Raw genomic sequence first — 15,616 nt, forward strand, 5'->3', positions numbered from 1 at the left:
TGCCCACAGCGCCGCAAATTCAGCCAACTTCGCACAAATCGCCGCAAAATAACCCTCCTGCCGGCCTTGAAATGAGGGCCGGCCGTCCCTATGTTCCGAGCGGTACCGCGAAACTGGCAGCGCGCGCGCAAGTGCGCCGGGCCGCGGACCGCGACGACTATCCATTCATCTCACCGTTTCACGAGGGTTCTCGACCATGGCGCAAGAAACCATGAGCTTTCAGGCAGAAGTTAAGCAACTTCTGCAACTGATGATTCATTCGTTGTATAGCAACAAGGAAATCTTCCTGCGCGAATTGATCTCCAACGCCTCGGACGCCGCCGATAAGCTGCGCTTCGAAGCGATCAACGACGCGGCGCTGTACGAGCAGGACCCGGAACTCAAGATTCGCGTGTCGTTCGACAAGGACGCCCGCACCCTCACCATCGAAGACAACGGCATCGGCATGAGCCGCGATGAGGCCATCGCCCATCTCGGTACGATCGCCAAGTCGGGCACCAAGGAATTCTTCTCGCGCCTGTCGGGCGATCAGCAGAAGGACGCCGCGCTCATCGGCCAGTTCGGCGTGGGCTTCTACTCGGGCTTTATCGTCGCCGACCGCATGACGGTCGAATCGCGCCGCGCGGGCCTGCCCGCCTCGGAAGGCGTGCGCTGGTCGTCGGCCGGCGAGGGCGATTTCTCGGTCGAAACCATCGAACGTGCTCCGCGTGGCACGGCCATCACGCTGCATCTGCGCGAAGGCGAAGACGAGTTGCTGTCGTCGTGGCAACTGCAATCGATCATTCGCAAGTATTCCGATCACATCTCGCTGCCGATCGTCATGCGCGGCGAGTCGTGGGACGAAGAGAAGCAGGCCATGGTGCCGGCCGAGACCGATGAGACGGTCAATCAGGCCAGCGCGCTGTGGACCCGCAGCAAGAGCGAGATCACCGACGAGCAATACACGCAGTTCTACCAGCACATTGCGCACGACATGCAGGCCCCGCTCGCATGGACGCACAACCGCGTGGAAGGGCGGAGCGAATATACGCAACTGCTGTACGTGCCGGGCAATGCGCAGTACGACCTGTGGGACCGCAACTCGCAGGGCGGCCTCAAGCTCTACGTGAAGCGCGTGTTCATCATGGATGACGCCGAGCAACTGCTGCCGAACTATCTGCGCTTTGTGCGCGGGGTGGTCGATTCGGCCGATCTGCCGCTGAACGTGTCGCGCGAAATCCTTCAGGAAAGCCGCGACGTGAAGGCCATTCGCGAAGGCTGTGCCAAGCGCGTGCTGGGCCTGCTCGAAGATCTGGCCGAGAACCAGCAGGACAAGTACACGCAGTTCTGGGGCGCGTTCGGTCAGGTGCTCAAGGAAGGCGTGGGCGAAGATCACGCCAATCGCGAGCGCATCGCCAAGCTGCTGCGCTTTGCCAGCACGCACAACGATTCGGCGGAACAGAACGTGTCGCTGGCCGACTACATCGGCCGCATGAAGGAAGGTCAGGACAAGATTTACTACGTCACGGCCGAGAGCTGGGTGGCCGCAAGCCACAGCCCGCATCTGGAAGTGTTCCGCAAGAAGGGCGTGGAAGTGCTGCTGCTGACCGACCGCGTGGACGAGTGGCTGCTGTCGTATTTGCACGACTTCGACGGCCGTGCGCTGGTGAGCGTGGCACGTGGCGATCTGGATCTGGGCGCGCTGGAAGACGCCGGTGAAAAGGCCGCGCAAGAGAAGACCGGTGACGAACTGAAGCCGCTCATCGAGAAGATGAAGGACGTGCTCGGCGACAAGGCCAAGGACGTGCGCGTGACGTTCCGTCTGACCGATTCGCCGTCGTGTCTGGTGTCGGACGAGCAGGACATGAGCGGGACGTTGCAGCGTCTGATGAAGGCGGCTGGGCAGAAGATGCCGGAATTCCGCCCGATTCTGGAGATCAACCCGGAGCACGCGCTGATCAAGCGTCTGAGCGCCGAGAGTGCCGATCTGTCCGACTGGACGCAACTGCTGTTCGATCAGGCCATGCTCGCCGAAGGCGGCAATCTGGAAGACCCGGCAGCGTTTGTGAAGCGCACCAACGCGCTGTTGCTGGCGTCGCGCTGATCGGCTGATATCGGCGTTTCAGACAGCCGCAGGAAGTTGACGTGAAAGGAATGCCCGGTATCGAAAGATGCCGGGCTTTTTGTCATTCAGGGGCGCAGATGGCGGCCGCTTTCGCATCGGGTGGGCAGCGCACACCGGCGTCGGCCCCTTATAATTCCGACCCATGACTTTCCGATTCGATGTAAGCGGGCGGCACTGGCAGGCTGTCCCGTCGCCGGCGCTCTCGCGGCGTCATAAGGACTGGTTGACCCGGGGCGGGGCGCTCACGCGTCACCTGTCGACGCTTGGCCGGGTGAGTGTGCGTGTCGTCGCCGAGCGGGTGTTGCCCGCCGACGCAGACCAATGCCGCGCGATCGGCGTACCGTTGCGCACACCGATGTGGGCGCGCGACGTCATTCTGCTGATCGACGACGAACCCGTCGTCGTCGCGCACAGTGTCACGCCGCTCGTGCACAGCCGCTCGGTCTGGCAGGCGATGCGACGCCTGCGTACGCGACCGCTGGCCGATCTGCTTTATCACGACCCTACGGTGACGCGCTCCGTCCTCGTTTCACGTCCGCTGGGCCCGGGGCATCTGCTCCACGCCCGGGCGCGGCACGATGCCCGCGACCCGCTGATCGGCCTTACGCCGCGTGCACGGTTGTGGGCGCGCCGGTCGGTGTTTCTGCGGCATGGCGCACCGTTGCTCGTCACTGAGGCGTTTTTGCCACGATTCTGGCGCCGGCTGCAAGCGGCGCAGCTTGCGCGCCCCGCACACGCCGCCGTTTGAGCGTTTCATGACTGCCAAGCTACCCGGTCCACCCGATTCACCCAATTCACCCGATCTCAAACGGAATTTCCCGCCCGTGGTGGACGCGCACACGCGCGTGCTGATCCTTGGCAGCCTGCCCGGTGAAGTGTCGCTCGCGCACCAGCAGTACTATGCGCACCCGCAAAACCGCTTCTGGCATCTGGTGGGTGAGGTGATCGGCAAGCCGTTGCCCACGCTCGACTATGCGGCGCGGCTCGACACGGTGCGTGCGCATGGCATCGGGCTGTGGGACGTGGTGGCCGAAGCCCGTCGCGAAGGCAGCCTCGACAGCAATATCCGTCTGCATGCGGGCAGCGATCTGAGCGGGTTGATCGCCACGTTGCCGTCGCTGCGCGCGGTGGCGTTCAACGGCGGTACGGCGGGGCGCATCGGCCAGCGCGCACTGGCGCAAGGCGGCGTCACGATACCCGTCGTGTTGCTGCCGTCCAGCAGCCCGGCTTATACGATTCCCTATGCGACCAAACGCGATGCGTGGCTCGCACTGCGCGATTGGCTCGACATCGCATAACGAAGTCGCGCACGCAGTCAGCGCAGGGAACGTGCCGTCGCGTGGTGCGTGCGAAGGCTGTGTCGCGTGAACCCGGTACAATGCGATCCCATCGGAATTTCCCGAATCTCCCCGAAGGACTCATGACCCTCATCAAACGCAAATCCATCGAAGCCGAAGCGTTCGTCACCGAAGATCGCCCCGCCCGTCGTTACACCCCGCGCTTCGCGCCGGTGACGTTTTCTGAACAGGGTGGCGTGCGTTACCTGCATTTCGGCACGGCGTGGGTGCAAGGTGCGATGCGTCTGTCCAAGCCCGATCGTATCGAGCTGGAATACGCGCAACAGATGATGGCGTGGTTGCTGTTCATGCGCGCCCCGAAGCATGTGGTGCAACTGGGTCTGGGCACCGGCTCGCTCACGAAGTTTTCGCATCAGCAATTCCCGCGCACGCAAGTGACCGCCGTTGAGCTGAATCCCGCCGTGGTGATCGCGGCGCGCACGATGTTCAACCTGCCGAGCGATTCGCGTCACTTGAAAGTGATCGAAGACGACGCGTGGAACTTCGTGACCGACACCGCGAATCACGGCAGCGTCGATGTCCTGCAAATCGATTTGTACGACGCGACCGCGCGTGGTCCCGTGCACGACACGCCGGCGTTCTACAAGGCCTGCCGCGCGACGTTGCGCGCACCGGGCATGCTGACGATGAACCTGTTCGGCGATCACGACAGCTACCCGAAGAACATTCGCCGCCTGCGTCAGGCGTTCGACAACCGCGTGATCGAATTCCCGGAAGTGCACGACGGCAATGTGATCGTGCTGGCGTTCAACGGCCCGCTGCTGTCGGTCGAATGGAAGGACGTGGAAGCCCGCGCCAAGATCGTGGAAGCCGCAACGGGCCTGCCCGCCAAGCGCTGGGTCAAGCAATTGCGCTCGGCCAACGGTGACGGCGGCCCGGTGCTGACGATCTAAGGTCGACCCGCTGCCGTCGACACGCTGCCGTCGATCTGTTGGCTTCGATCCGACGGCGTCTCCCAGACGTGAAAAAAGCCAGCCGAAAGGCTGGCTTTTTTCATGGCACTGCGCAAAAACGCGTAGGCGTTATGCCGCGATCTCGTCGATGGTCAGTGCACCGCCGCCGGCAATCACGGCCAGCAGGCGATCGACGTTCGGGTGAGCGCCCGGACGATTGCGCGCGTCGGCGGTGTGCTCGGCAAACACGGCCAGACCGTGTTCGGCGGCAGTGGCGTCGAGCGTGCCGAAGGCTTGCTTCAGATAGTGATACACCGCGAGCGAGCCTTGCTTGCCCGGTGCGTTCTCGATGGTTGCCACGACGGCGCCGCTGCCATCGCGCAGTTCGATGCGGGCAATCCCGTCGATGCTGCCGGCCGCGGCCATCAGTGCGAGGTTTTCCTTGAAGACCGGGGTCGGTTCGATCACTGCCATTGTCTTACTACTCCTGAAATTGCCTGAAATTGCCTGACATCATGTCGGCGTCGAAATACGTTGCGGGCCGAATGGTATCACTTCGATACGCACCGGTTCAGGCGCGCCGCCACTGAAGAATCGCCAGCGTCACCACGCCTGCGATCAACCCCCAGAACGCCGAGCCGATCGACAGCAGCGTGAGCCCCGAGGCCGTCACCATGAACGTGATCAGCGCCGCTTCACGCTGCTTCGTGTCGCTCATCGCATTGGCCAGCCCGTTCATGATCGAGCCGAACAGCGCGAGCGCCGCAATCGACACCACCAGTGCCTTCGGGAACGCGGCAAACAGCGCGGCAATCGTTGCGCCGAACGTGCCCGCGATCAGATAGAACACGCCGCACCAGACGGCTGCCGTGTAGCGCTTGTTGGGGTCTTCATGGGCTTCGCGCCCAGTGCAGATGGCGGCGGTAATCGCGGCCAGATGAATACCGTGTGCGCCGAACGGGGCGAGCAAGACCGACGCAATGCCCGTGGTCGAGATCAGCGGCGAGGCCGGCACCTTATAGCCATCGGCGCGCAGCACCGCAAGGCCCGGTACGTTCTGCGAAGCCATGGCCACGACGAACAGCGGAATCGCGATGCTGATGGTGGCCGAGAGCGAGAACGACGGCGTCGTCCACACCGGTTTGGCGAGTGCGATGTCGAAGTGGCTGAAATCCAGCAGGCCAAGGCCGCCCGCGACGGCGGTGCCGACGATGAGGGCCAGCAGAATCGCGTAGCGCGAGGCGAAGCGTTTGACGATCAGATACGTGAAGAACATGGCGAGCACGAGCGCCGTCTGATGCTGTGCCGCGACAAAGATTTCCAGCCCGATGCGAAACAGAATGCCCGCGAGCAGCGCCGATGCCAGCGCCGGCGGTACGCGCCGCATGATGGTCTCGAAGCCGCCCGTCAGTCCGCAGATGGCAATCAACGCGTTGCAGACGATGAAGGCCCCAATGGCTTCGCTGTAGGGCACGCCCGGCAGCGACGTGATCAGCAGCGCAGCGCCCGGCGTCGACCACGCGATGACCACGGGCGTGCGGTAGCGCAGCGATAGTCCGATGGTCGTGACGCCCATGCCGATCGACAGCGCCCAGATCCATGAGGAAATCTGACCCGGCGTGAGGTGCGCGGCCTGTCCGGCCTGAAACATCAGAATGAGCGAGCTGGTGTAGCCGGTCATCATCGCCACGAAGCCGGCGACGATGGCCGAGGGCGAGGTGTCCGCGAGTGGCCTTAATGGTGGCAGTGGGGGCAGTGGCGGCAGCGGCGGCTGCGGCGTGGTACTGGACGTCATGAGTGTCTCGTGTTGTTTAGTTCTTATGATGGCGCGGGGCCGGCAGGGCTTACTTGCTGAGCGTGCGCATCGCCGTCTCGAGGCCGGCGAGGGTAATCGGGTACATCCGGTTCGCGAAGAGCTGGCGAATCACCGAAATCGATTGCCGATACTGCCATAGCGCCTCGGGCTCCGGGTTGAGCCACGCGTGCTTGGGGAAGCGATCGATGAAGCGGCGCAGCCAGACGGCACCCGCTTCCTTGTTGTTGTATTCCACCGAGCCGCCCGGTTGCAGCACTTCGTAGGGGCTCATGGTGGCGTCGCCCACAAAGATCAGCTTGTAGTCGGGCGGGTACTTGCGCAGCACGTCCCACGTGTCGAAGCGTTCGTTATGACGCCGCCGGTTCTGCCGCCACAGATAGTCGTAGACGCAGTTGTGGAAGTAGTAGAACTCAAGATGCTTGAATTCGGATTTGGCCGCAGAGAACAGCTCTTCGGTACGCGCAATGTGGTCGTCCATCGAGCCGCCCACATCGAGCAGCATCAGCACCTTCACATTGTTGTGGCGTTCCGGCACGAGCTTGAGATCGAGCCAGCCGGCGTTGGCCGCGGTCGCGCGGATCGTATCGTCCAGATCGAGCTCTTCGGCGGCGCCTTCGCGCGCGAACTTGCGCAGGCGGCGCAGCGCCACCTTGATGTTGCGCGTGCCGAGTTCGACCGTGTCGTCGTAATCGCGATAGCTGCGTTGATCCCACACTTTGACGGCCGTGCGGTTGCCGTTGCTCTCGCCGCCGATGCGAATGCCCTCGGGGTTGAAGCCGCCATTGCCGAACGGCGACGTGCCGCCAGTGCCGATCCATTTGCTGCCGCCTTCGTGACGGCCTTTCTGTTCGTCGAACAGTTCCTTCAGGCGCTCCATGAGCTTGTCGAGGCCGCCCAGCGCCTGAATGCGCGCCTTGTCTTCGGGCGAGAGCTCGCGCTCCATGCGCTTCTTGAGCCAGTCGAGCGGCACTTCGCCGGAGGCATCCACCAACTGCTGCACGCCCTTGAAGTACGCGCCGAACGCCTGATCGAACTTGTCGTAGTGCTTCTCGTCCTTCACGAGCGAGAGCCGCGCCAGATAGTAGAACTCGTCGAGCGAGGGCGCGATGACCTGACGTTGCAGCGCTTCGAGCAACGTCAGGTATTCCTTGACCGAAACGGGCAGCTTGGCCGCGCGCAGGGTGTAGAAGAAGTCGATCAGCATGACGGTGGCGCGCTTACCGGTTGGCGCGGTTCATGAAGACGAGGCGCTCGAACAGATGCATGTCCTGTTCGTTCTTGAGCAGGGCACCGGCGAGCGGGGGGATGGCCAGCTTGTTGTCGGCGCTGCGCAGCGCGTCGGGGCCGATCTCTTCGGCCATCAGCAGCTTGAGCCAGTCGATCAGCTCCGAGGTCGACGGCTTCTTCTTCAGGCCGGGAATCTCGCGCACTTCGAAGAACGTCGCCATCGCGGCATTGACCAGTTCATGGCGAATGTTCGGGAAGTGCACGTCGATGATCGACTGCATCGTCGACGGATCGGGGAACTTGATGTAGTGGAAGAAGCAGCGGCGCAGGAAGGCGTCGGGCAGTTCTTTCTCGTTGTTCGACGTGATGATCACGAGCGGCCGGTGGCGCGCTTTCACGAGCTGGCGCGTCTCGTAGACGTAGAACTCCATGCGGTCGAGTTCGCGCAACAGATCGTTCGGGAATTCGATGTCCGCCTTGTCGATTTCGTCGATGAGCAGCACCGTCTGTTGCTCGGCCTCGAACGCCTGCCAGAGCACACCCTTGACGATGTAGTTGGCGATGTCGCGCACGCGCTCGTCGCCCAGTTGCGAATCGCGCAGACGCGAGACGGCGTCGTATTCGTAGAGGCCTTGCTGTGCCTTGGTGGTCGACTTCACGTGCCATTGCAGCAGCGGCATGTCGAGCGCCGCGGCGACTTCTTCGGCCAGCATGGTCTTGCCGGTGCCGGGTTCGCCTTTGATGAGCAGGGGGCGTTGCAGGGTGGCCGCCGCGTTCACCGCGAGTTTGAGGTCGTCGGTGGCGACGTACTGGGAGGAGCCTTCGAAGCGCATTGTCAGAGCCGTCCGCAAACAGCCGGCCAACCGGCCGGGCAGGGAAAAACTTCAGTATAAGACAATGCACATACGGCTCGCTGGCGCTTTCAAAATGTCTTGCCGCATCAACAGCTTGCGAAAAAACTTCGGAGAACTGTGCGGGTCAGCCCCGAGTTTGCGCATTGGGGGGTGTGGGTTACAATCGATTGCTTTTTTCACGGGTCGTCTGCCTTGGAGTCGGGACGGCGACCTGCGTGTTGCGGGCCGGTATTCCAACCAAAAACGTTCCCAAGAAGACCATGAAAAAGTTCCTCACGATGATGGCGCTGGCGCTCGGCAGCACGTCGCTCACCGCGCTTCATGCGGCCGAACTCAAGCCCAATCCCGAGGCGGCAAAGGACAAGGTCGCCATGTGTATTGGCTGCCACGGCATTCCCGATTATCGGACCGCGTTTCCCGAGGTGTATCACGTGCCCCGGATCGGCGGACAGAATGCCAAGTACATCGAAAATGCCCTGAAGGAGTACGCCAAGGGCGATCGCAAGTTCCAGACGATGCATGGCATCGCAGCCACGTTGACCGAGCAGGACATCGTCGACATTGCCGCGTACTACGCGGCGCAAACGGCGTCGACGCCGGTCAATCCCCAGAAGTAAAACGTGCGTGGCTGAGGAGAACACGATGAAGCATTCGATGGCAAAGGCCGCACTCGCGGCGTCCCTGGCGCTCGGCGCCACGCTGGCCGGTCTGACCGGTGCCGCTCATGCTGCGGGCAATATCGCCAACGGCAAGGCACTCGTCGACAAGGGCATGTGCGTGAGCTGCCACGGCGCGAACCTGAACGCACCGATCACGCCGGAGTATCCGAAGCTGGCAGGGCAGTACGCCGACTATGTGTACAACGCGCTGCGGGCGTATCAGAACGAACAGAGTCTCGTCTTCGGGCGTAGCAACGCCATCATGAAGACGCAGGTGATGTCCAACCCGGCAACGATCGGCAAAGACGGCAAGCCGCGTCCGTTCACCTCGCAAGAGCTGAAGGACATGGCCGCGTATATCGAGTCGCTGCCCGGCGATCTGGTCACCAAGAAGTAAGGCGGGATAGCTGAATAGCGGCGTGGCGACGTAGCGAAGTTACGCGGCGTCGTTCAGAAAGCAAAAAACGACGGTTGCCTCACGGCATCCGTCGTTTTCTTCGTTCTTGTCGTTCTTGCCACGCCTGCCGCGCTTGTCGTTGTTATGCTGCGCGCTGGGCAACTTAACGCGAGGCTTGCTGCTCGATGCGTTGCAGATAGGCGTCGGAATCGGGCGGCTGGCCGCTGCGCTGCGCTTCCCACAGCGTTTGTCCCAGACACTCCATGATGCGGTGCTGCGCTTCGTGCGGGGAGTCGAGGCGGTTGGTCAGCTTCTCGTACGCAGCGCGAATGCCGGGCGGCTGATCGATCGAGACCTGTTCGCTGATCGCCAAGTGCATCGACAGGTGCAGGAACGGGTTGGTCTGGCCGCCTTCGGGCGAGTAGTCGCGCGCGCTGGCTTCTTCGGTGTCGCCCAACGCGTCGTGGTATTCCGGATGTTCGTTGATCCAGTCGGCGGCAATCGTTTCGAGCGGCGTGAGGATGTTGCCGTCGCGTTGCTTTTGCCAAGTCGTGCAGAAAAATTGCCGCACTTCATCGCGGCTGGGATTGAACATGGGGACTCCGTGGGGTTCTCGTGACGCCAAACAGGCCGTATTGTCGCTCAATTCGCTTAATCATGTCGCAGAGCCCCCAATCCTCCGCTATGCCTGCCACCGTCCAAAATGCCCGCCCGCCATCGGCTTGGGGCGGTATCGCGTTGATCGCGGTATCCGCGTCGGCATTCGGGGCGATGGCGATCTTCGCGCGTGCGGCCAGCGCGTCCGGCGCGGATCTCTTCGCCATGCTGCTGTTCCGGTTCTTCGTGGCGGCGCTATTGCTGCTCGTCTGGTGCCGGGTGCGGCGGGTGACCTTCCCGTCGCGGCGGCAATCGCTCGGTATCGCGTTGATGGGCGGCATCGGCTACGTGGGGCAGTCGTTGTGCTACTTCGGCGCACTGCAATACGCGCAGGCGTCGCTGGTCGCGTTGTTGCTCTATCTCTATCCGGTTTTCGTCACGGTGCTGGCGGCCATCTTTCTGCACGAGCGCCTGACGCCCGTGAAGCTCGGCGCGCTGCTGTTGTGCTCGCTCGGCACCGCGCTCACCGTGGGCGGCGGGCAGGGGCAGCCGCTCGGCATGGCGCTGGCCGTGGGGTCGGCGCTGATCTACTCGTGCTACATCGTGGTCGGGGCGAAGCTCACGCGCGGCGTGGATCCTCGCGCGACCGCGACCCTCGTGTGTCTGGCCGCCACCGTCTCATTCAGTGCGATGGCGCTGGTCCGTACCGGGCAGGGGCTGTCGCTGCACTGGCCGGCGAATACGGGCGGCTGGGCGGCGCTGGTGGCGATTGCCGTGTGTTCCACGGTCATCGCCATCCTGACCTTCTTTGCCGGCTTGCAGCGCCTTGGCGCCGGGCGTGCGTCCATGCTCTCCACGCTGGAGCCCGTCGTTACGGTGTTGCTCGCGGCCATGCTGCTAGGCGAAACGCTCACCGCCGCGCAGCTCGGCGGCGGCGTCCTGATTCTGGCCGGTGTGCTCTGGTTGTCGGCCCGAGGCTCGGCGGCCGCGTCCTGAAATCGCTGGTTCCGGCGGGCGCGCCGCGAATTTTGTCTCGCCAGCGACGGTCGCCGGGCAACGGTACAATCGCCGTTCGCTTTATGTGTCGCCACACGTCTTCGCTACACGCTTTAATTTGCGCTTCATTACCCGAGGTCATTGCCATGAGCACTATCGCCAAAGAATCCATCGCCCAACTGTTCACCGACGCACGAACCCACAATGAGTGGCTCGACAAGCCGGTCAGCGACGAGACGTTGCGTGAGCTGTACGACCTCGTGAAGTGGGGCCCGACGTCGGCCAACACGACGCCCGCGCGCATCGTGTTCGTCAAGAGCGCCGAGGCGAAGGCCAAGCTGATCGAATGCATGGCACCGGGCAACGTCGAAAAGACGCGTACGGCACCGGTGACGGCGATCATCGCCTTCGATCTGAAGTTCTACGAGCACCTGCCGAAGCTGTTCCCGAACGGTGCCGAAAAGATGGTGCCGATGTTCTCGGGCGACGCCGCCAAGGCCGCCGGTGCTGCGCACATGAACAGCTCGCTGCAAGGCGGCTACTTCATTCTCGCCGCCCGCGCGCTGGGCCTCGACACTGGCCCGATGGCCGGTTTCGACGCACAGAAGGTCAACGACACGTTCTTCGCCGGCACCGAGTGGCGCGTGAACTTCATCTGTAACCTCGGCTACGGCGATCACGCCAAGCTGTTCCCGCGCAACCCGCGTCTGTCGTTCGACGAAGCGGCTCGCATCATCTGATTTTTCTGACGTGCCGGCGCGACCGGCATGGCTTCGGAAGATCAAAACAAAACGGGCGCTCCCTGCGATGGGAGCGCCCGTTTTGCATGGCGGGTGCCGGTATTGCGTTGGCTTCGGCCGTCTTCAGTTTTTCGGCGCGGGCGTCTTCGGACGGAAGTCGCAGAGCGGCTCGATGGCGCAATGCCAGCACTCGGGCTTGCGCGCCTTGCAGACGTAGCGGCCGTGCAGGATCAGCCAATGATGAGCGTCGTGCCTGAATTCGCGCGGGATGACCCGCTCCAGCGCCAGTTCGACGGCCAGCGGGTCTTTGCCCGGTGCCAGACCGGTGCGGTTGGCCACGCGGAAGATATGCGTATCGACCGCAATCGTGTCTTCGCCGAAGGCCGTGTTGAGTACCACGTTGGCCGTCTTGCGGCCGACGCCCGGCAGCGCTTCCAGCGCTTCACGCGAGCGAGGCACTTCGCCGCCATGCAGATCGAGCAACATCTGGCACGTCGCGATGACGTTTTTCGCCTTGGTACGATACAGGCCGATCGTCTTGATGTAATCGGACACGCCGGCTTCGCCGAGCGCCAGCATCTTCGCGGGCGTGTTCGCCACGGCGTACATCTTGCGGGTGGCCTTGTTGACCGAGACATCGGTTGCCTGCGCCGACAGCAGCACGGCGATGAGCAACTCGAAGGGCGACGTGTACTCGAGCTCCGTCGTGGGGTTCGGGTTGAGTTGCTGCAACGTCTCGAACAGGGCTCGGCGTTTGGCGTCGTTCATGATGGCGGCGTGGGCGGTGGCGGCTTGGCTAAGCTTGTTGGCGGTGTGGCGCGTCGCGGCAAGGCGGTTTATGGCTTGTCTGGCGTCTTGTCTTGCTCGTCGGACGTACCGGTCAGGCTCAGGCGCTTGCGACGCGCTTCGGCTTCGTCGATCTGTGCCTGCACTTCGGCGGACACGTTCTCGGTGTTCTTCGGCCCCAAACCCTGTTCGGCGAGAGCGGCCTTCTTCTGCCGGGCACGTTCCAGCGCAGCCTGAATGATGGCCTGCTTGCGGGCGGCGGCAGCGGCAGCAGCATCTTCTGCGGCGGGTGGGGTCGCGGCGGCGGTTGCCGGCGTTGTCTCGCCCTGCGGGGCCGTCGAGGCAGTGGCGGCGTCCGGCGCGGCGGGGGCTGTCGGTGCCACGCGTGCCGCGCGGGCGGCCAGACGGGCTTCGCGCTCGGCCTTGTCCTTCGCGAGACGGGCCTGATGCCCCTCGAAATGCACGCGGGCTTCGTCGGCCTGCGTGGCCGACCACGCGTCCCAGCCGGTGCGCTCGCCGGTGACCGGCACCATCTCGATGCAGTCGACGGGGCAGGGCGGCACGCACAGGTCGCAGCCCGTGCAGCGGTCTTCGATCACGGTGTGCATGAGCTTGGCGGCACCGACGATAGCGTCGACCGGGCAGGCTTGCAGGCAGAGCGTGCAGCCGATGCACAGCGATTCGTCGATGACGGCACGCGGGCGCGGGCGTTCGACGCCGTTCTCGGGGTTGAGCGGGATCACCGGACGGCCGAGCAGCTTCGCCAGACGTGCAACGCCTTCGGCACCGCCCGGCGGACACTGGTTATAGCTGGCCTGCCCGCTGGCGATGGCGTCGGCATACGGCCGGCAACCGGCGTAACCGCACTTGGTGCACTGCGTCTGGGGCAATAGGGCATCGATGCGCTGCGCGAGCGCGTTGACTTCGGACACGTCTTTGTGGGGGATTCGGCGAAAAACGAATTATCCTGCATTTTGCGGAAACACTGAAACCGTTGTGCCATAATTCCGCCCGTTGAGAACGACCGGCCGATCATGACGACGCCAGAAACCAAGATCAAACGGGACCCCGAGCGTACCCGCCAGCGAATTCTGGCAGCTGCGATCGAGGAGTTTGCCGAGAGGGGTTCGAGCGGCGCGCGCGTGGACAGTATTGCGCGCCGAGCGGACATCAATGAACGCATGCTCTATTACTACTTCGGCAATAAGGACCAGCTCTATCTGGCGGTGCTCGAAGAAGTCTATGGAGAATTCAATCGCGCCGAACACGCGCTCAAGCTCGATGCGCTGCCCCCGCTCGACGCGGTCGCGGCGTTGGCCCACTTCGTGTGGGACTACTACGCCGAGCACCCGGCGCTGATCCAGCTCATCAACAACGAGAACCTGCACGAAGCGAAGTCGATGCGTCAGTCGACCGAAATTCGTCAGCAAGTCTCGCCGATCGTGGAATTGCTCGCGGAAACGCTCAAGCGCGGTGAAGTGAGCGGGGAGATTCGCACCGGCATCGATCCGGTCAATCTTTACGTGACGATCTCGGCGATGGGCTATTACGTGATGTCGAACCGCCACACGCTGTCCATCGTCATGGGCCGCGACGTGATGGCCGACGACACGCGCAAGACGTATTCGGCGTTCAACACGCAGGTGCTGATCGATTCGCTGCGCGCCCGCTGAGTTTTTGCATCGTTGGACAATGAAAAAACCGCCGTGTGGGCCGAAGCTCACACGGCGGTTTTTTGATATCGACTGACCGCTACCCTGATCAGCTGTTCTTGGCGATGAAGTCGCGGATCTGCGGGTAGATCACGTTGCGCCAGCGGCTGCCCGAGAAGATCCCGTAGTGGCCGCACGCCGGTGCCGTGAAGTGCGCCCGGCGCTTGGCCGGAATGCCCGTGCACAGCTCGTGCGCGGCCTGCGTCTGGCCGCTGCCCGAAATGTCGTCCAGTTCGCCTTCGATGGTGAAGAGCGCCGTGGTCTTGATGTCCTGCGGACGCACGCGCTGCCCCGACACATCCCACGTGCCGCTCGCCAGACTGAAGTCCTGAAACACCGTCTTGATGGTGTCGAGGTAGTACTCGGCGGCCATGTCGAGCACGGCGTTGTACTCGTCGTAGAAGCGGCGGTGCGAGTCGGCGTCATCGCTGTCGCCGCGCATCAGGTCCAGATAGAAATCCCAGTGCGACTTCAGATGGCGGTCCGGATTCATCGCGACAAACCCGGCGTGTTGCAGGAAGCCGGGGTAGACGAGACGGCCCGAGCCCGGATAGTTAGCCGGCACCGCATGAATCACGTGATTCTCGAACCACTCGTACGACTTGTTCGTGGCGAGCGAGTTGACCGATGTCGGGCTCTTGCGAGCGTCGATCGGGCCACCCATCATCGTCATGGTCTTGGGCGTTTTCTCGCCGTTCGAGGCCATCAGCGAAATCGCGCCGAGCACCGGCACGGTCGGCTGGCACACCGAAATCACATGCAGGTTTTCGGCGCCGATGTGGCGAATGAATTCCTGAATGTAGGCGACGTAGTCGTCCAGATGGAACGCGCCGTCTTCGAGCGGGACCATGCGGGCGTCGACCCAGTCGGTGATGTAGACCTTGTGGTCTTTGAGCAGCGTCGTGACGGTATCGCGCAACAGCGTGGCGTGATGGCCCGACAGCGGGGCGACCACCAGAACCACCGGGTCGTCCTTGAGCTGGCCGACGGCGCTGGCGTCATCCGCGTAGCGCTTGAAGCGCAGCAGCCGGCAGAAGGGCTTCTCCATCGCGGTCATTTCGACGACCGGAATGTTGTGCCCGTCGACTTCGACGGCTTTGATGTTGAATTCGGGCTTTTCGTAATCCTTGCCGAGCCGGTAGAGCAACTCGTAGCCGGCGGCAATGCGGGGGGCGCCGGGCATCATAGCGAGCAGGCTACCCGGGTTGACGAAAGTGGTAGCGGCCGCTTTGGCCCACGTGGTGAGGGGATTCAACCACGCGCGGTTGTACTCGTGAATCTGATACAGCATGTTGTGTGCCCTGAGGCGAGTGATGGAGGCAATTATGCAACCGTTTATCGCGGCTGTGCAACGCAGCATAACCCTGATGTATGGCATTTCCGCATCAGGACGATAGTTTTAGCTTATTCGACCCATTGTTATAAACTATCGTTGTTGCGGCGCAACATAATCAGGGCAAAGAAAAGCCCGCCGGTG

Annotated in this window: 17 protein-coding genes; 9 read left to right on the forward strand and 8 right to left on the reverse strand. The window is 63.1% G+C overall.

The window, feature by feature from the left end:
• Positions 1–196: 196 nt before the first annotated feature.
• From htpG to PIN31009_RS09850, 4 genes are all read left to right on the forward strand, one after another.
• The gene (htpG, locus tag PIN31009_RS09835) at positions 197–2,083 is read left to right on the forward strand and encodes a molecular chaperone HtpG (RefSeq protein WP_150790109.1); all 1,887 of its coding nucleotides are present in this window, start codon (positions 197–199) and stop codon (positions 2,081–2,083) included.
• A 163-nt stretch (positions 2,084–2,246) separates the two neighbouring features.
• Positions 2,247–2,852 (forward strand): chorismate--pyruvate lyase family protein, encoded by a 606-nt coding sequence (locus tag PIN31009_RS09840; RefSeq protein WP_150790110.1) that lies wholly within the window; start codon positions 2,247–2,249, stop codon positions 2,850–2,852.
• A gap of 7 nt (positions 2,853–2,859) precedes the next feature.
• Positions 2,860–3,402: a DNA-deoxyinosine glycosylase gene (locus PIN31009_RS09845; RefSeq protein WP_150790111.1), complete on the forward strand. Its 543-nt coding sequence runs from the start codon at positions 2,860–2,862 to the stop codon at positions 3,400–3,402.
• Between the two features lie 122 nt (positions 3,403–3,524).
• Entirely contained in the window at positions 3,525–4,355 is an 831-nt protein-coding gene (locus PIN31009_RS09850) for a class I SAM-dependent methyltransferase (RefSeq protein ID WP_058379434.1), read from the forward strand.
• 129 nt (positions 4,356–4,484) lie between these two features.
• Here PIN31009_RS09850 and PIN31009_RS09855 read toward each other — a convergent pair whose 3' ends face one another.
• The 4 genes from PIN31009_RS09855 to PIN31009_RS09870 form a co-directional block, all read right to left on the reverse strand.
• Complete coding sequence (locus PIN31009_RS09855) at positions 4,485–4,823, reverse strand: DUF2322 family protein (protein WP_150790289.1); 339 nt, start codon at positions 4,821–4,823, stop codon at positions 4,485–4,487.
• 103 nt (positions 4,824–4,926) lie between these two features.
• Positions 4,927–6,150 (reverse strand): benzoate/H(+) symporter BenE family transporter, encoded by a 1,224-nt coding sequence (locus PIN31009_RS09860; RefSeq protein WP_150790112.1) that lies wholly within the window; start codon positions 6,148–6,150, stop codon positions 4,927–4,929.
• A gap of 49 nt (positions 6,151–6,199) precedes the next feature.
• Positions 6,200–7,375, reverse strand: a complete 1,176-nt coding sequence (locus PIN31009_RS09865) for a vWA domain-containing protein (protein WP_150790113.1) — start codon at positions 7,373–7,375, stop codon at positions 6,200–6,202.
• A 13-nt stretch (positions 7,376–7,388) separates the two neighbouring features.
• Positions 7,389–8,231, reverse strand: a complete 843-nt coding sequence (locus PIN31009_RS09870; RefSeq protein WP_087688245.1) for an AAA family ATPase — start codon at positions 8,229–8,231, stop codon at positions 7,389–7,391.
• A gap of 281 nt (positions 8,232–8,512) precedes the next feature.
• On the opposite strand from PIN31009_RS09870, the gene PIN31009_RS09875 reads away from it, so the two are divergent.
• Both PIN31009_RS09875 and PIN31009_RS09880 read left to right on the forward strand, forming a co-directional pair.
• The gene (locus PIN31009_RS09875; protein ID WP_058379430.1) at positions 8,513–8,869 is read left to right on the forward strand and encodes a c-type cytochrome; all 357 of its coding nucleotides are present in this window, start codon (positions 8,513–8,515) and stop codon (positions 8,867–8,869) included.
• 37 nt (positions 8,870–8,906) lie between these two features.
• Entirely contained in the window at positions 8,907–9,308 is a 402-nt protein-coding gene (locus PIN31009_RS09880; RefSeq protein WP_058380385.1) for a c-type cytochrome, read from the forward strand.
• Positions 9,309–9,471: 163 nt separating this feature from the next.
• Here PIN31009_RS09880 and PIN31009_RS09885 read toward each other — a convergent pair whose 3' ends face one another.
• Positions 9,472–9,903, reverse strand: coding sequence for a DUF1841 family protein (locus PIN31009_RS09885; RefSeq protein ID WP_087688244.1), 432 nt, complete (start codon positions 9,901–9,903; stop codon positions 9,472–9,474).
• 89 nt (positions 9,904–9,992) lie between these two features.
• Here PIN31009_RS09885 and PIN31009_RS09890 point away from each other — a divergent pair, with 89 nt between their 5' ends.
• Together PIN31009_RS09890 and PIN31009_RS09895 are read left to right on the forward strand one after the other, a co-directional pair.
• Positions 9,993–10,901: a DMT family transporter gene (locus PIN31009_RS09890; protein ID WP_150790114.1), complete on the forward strand. Its 909-nt coding sequence runs from the start codon at positions 9,993–9,995 to the stop codon at positions 10,899–10,901.
• A 146-nt stretch (positions 10,902–11,047) separates the two neighbouring features.
• Positions 11,048–11,641, forward strand: coding sequence for a malonic semialdehyde reductase (locus PIN31009_RS09895; protein ID WP_150684036.1), 594 nt, complete (start codon positions 11,048–11,050; stop codon positions 11,639–11,641).
• A gap of 123 nt (positions 11,642–11,764) precedes the next feature.
• Here the strand turns inward: PIN31009_RS09895 and nth are convergent, their stop codons facing one another.
• Together nth and rsxB are read right to left on the reverse strand one after the other, a co-directional pair.
• Positions 11,765–12,409, reverse strand: a complete 645-nt coding sequence (nth, locus tag PIN31009_RS09900; RefSeq protein ID WP_150684037.1) for an endonuclease III — start codon at positions 12,407–12,409, stop codon at positions 11,765–11,767.
• Positions 12,410–12,477: 68 nt separating this feature from the next.
• Entirely contained in the window at positions 12,478–13,359 is an 882-nt protein-coding gene (gene rsxB, locus PIN31009_RS09905) for an electron transport complex subunit RsxB (RefSeq protein WP_150790115.1), read from the reverse strand.
• A 102-nt stretch (positions 13,360–13,461) separates the two neighbouring features.
• On the opposite strand from rsxB, the gene PIN31009_RS09910 reads away from it, so the two are divergent.
• Positions 13,462–14,100: a TetR/AcrR family transcriptional regulator gene (locus PIN31009_RS09910; RefSeq protein WP_150684039.1), complete on the forward strand. Its 639-nt coding sequence runs from the start codon at positions 13,462–13,464 to the stop codon at positions 14,098–14,100.
• Positions 14,101–14,188: 88 nt separating this feature from the next.
• On the opposite strand, the gene PIN31009_RS09915 is transcribed toward PIN31009_RS09910, so the two are convergent.
• Positions 14,189–15,430 (reverse strand): polyhydroxyalkanoate depolymerase, encoded by a 1,242-nt coding sequence (locus PIN31009_RS09915; RefSeq protein WP_058379423.1) that lies wholly within the window; start codon positions 15,428–15,430, stop codon positions 14,189–14,191.
• Positions 15,431–15,616: the final 186 nt, after the last annotated feature.

The sequence above is a fragment of the Pandoraea iniqua genome (assembly GCF_902459685.1).
Lineage (GTDB): Bacteria > Pseudomonadota > Gammaproteobacteria > Burkholderiales > Burkholderiaceae > Pandoraea > Pandoraea iniqua.

Bases quoted from the DNA above. Each gene is read 5' to 3' on its own strand.
- PIN31009_RS09890 (WP_150790114.1), top strand. From the start codon at position 9,993: ATGCCTGCCACCGTCCAAAATGCCCGCCCGCCATCGGCTTGGGGCGGT.
- PIN31009_RS09880 (WP_058380385.1), top strand. From the start codon at position 8,907: ATGGCAAAGGCCGCACTCGCGGCGTCCCTGGCGCTCGGCGCCACGCTG.
- htpG (WP_150790109.1), top strand. From the start codon at position 197: ATGGCGCAAGAAACCATGAGCTTTCAGGCAGAAGTTAAGCAACTTCTG.
- nth (WP_150684037.1), bottom strand. From the start codon at position 12,409: ATGAACGACGCCAAACGCCGAGCCCTGTTCGAGACGTTGCAGCAACTC.
- PIN31009_RS09910 (WP_150684039.1), top strand. From the start codon at position 13,462: ATGACGACGCCAGAAACCAAGATCAAACGGGACCCCGAGCGTACCCGC.
- PIN31009_RS09885 (WP_087688244.1), bottom strand. From the start codon at position 9,903: ATGTTCAATCCCAGCCGCGATGAAGTGCGGCAATTTTTCTGCACGACT.
- PIN31009_RS09865 (WP_150790113.1), bottom strand. From the start codon at position 7,375: ATGCTGATCGACTTCTTCTACACCCTGCGCGCGGCCAAGCTGCCCGTT.
- PIN31009_RS09860 (WP_150790112.1), bottom strand. From the start codon at position 6,150: ATGACGTCCAGTACCACGCCGCAGCCGCCGCTGCCGCCACTGCCCCCA.
- PIN31009_RS09850 (WP_058379434.1), top strand. From the start codon at position 3,525: ATGACCCTCATCAAACGCAAATCCATCGAAGCCGAAGCGTTCGTCACC.
- PIN31009_RS09915 (WP_058379423.1), bottom strand. From the start codon at position 15,430: ATGCTGTATCAGATTCACGAGTACAACCGCGCGTGGTTGAATCCCCTC.
- PIN31009_RS09895 (WP_150684036.1), top strand. From the start codon at position 11,048: ATGAGCACTATCGCCAAAGAATCCATCGCCCAACTGTTCACCGACGCA.
- PIN31009_RS09845 (WP_150790111.1), top strand. From the start codon at position 2,860: ATGACTGCCAAGCTACCCGGTCCACCCGATTCACCCAATTCACCCGAT.
- PIN31009_RS09875 (WP_058379430.1), top strand. From the start codon at position 8,513: ATGAAAAAGTTCCTCACGATGATGGCGCTGGCGCTCGGCAGCACGTCG.
- PIN31009_RS09870 (WP_087688245.1), bottom strand. From the start codon at position 8,231: ATGCGCTTCGAAGGCTCCTCCCAGTACGTCGCCACCGACGACCTCAAA.
- PIN31009_RS09840 (WP_150790110.1), top strand. From the start codon at position 2,247: ATGACTTTCCGATTCGATGTAAGCGGGCGGCACTGGCAGGCTGTCCCG.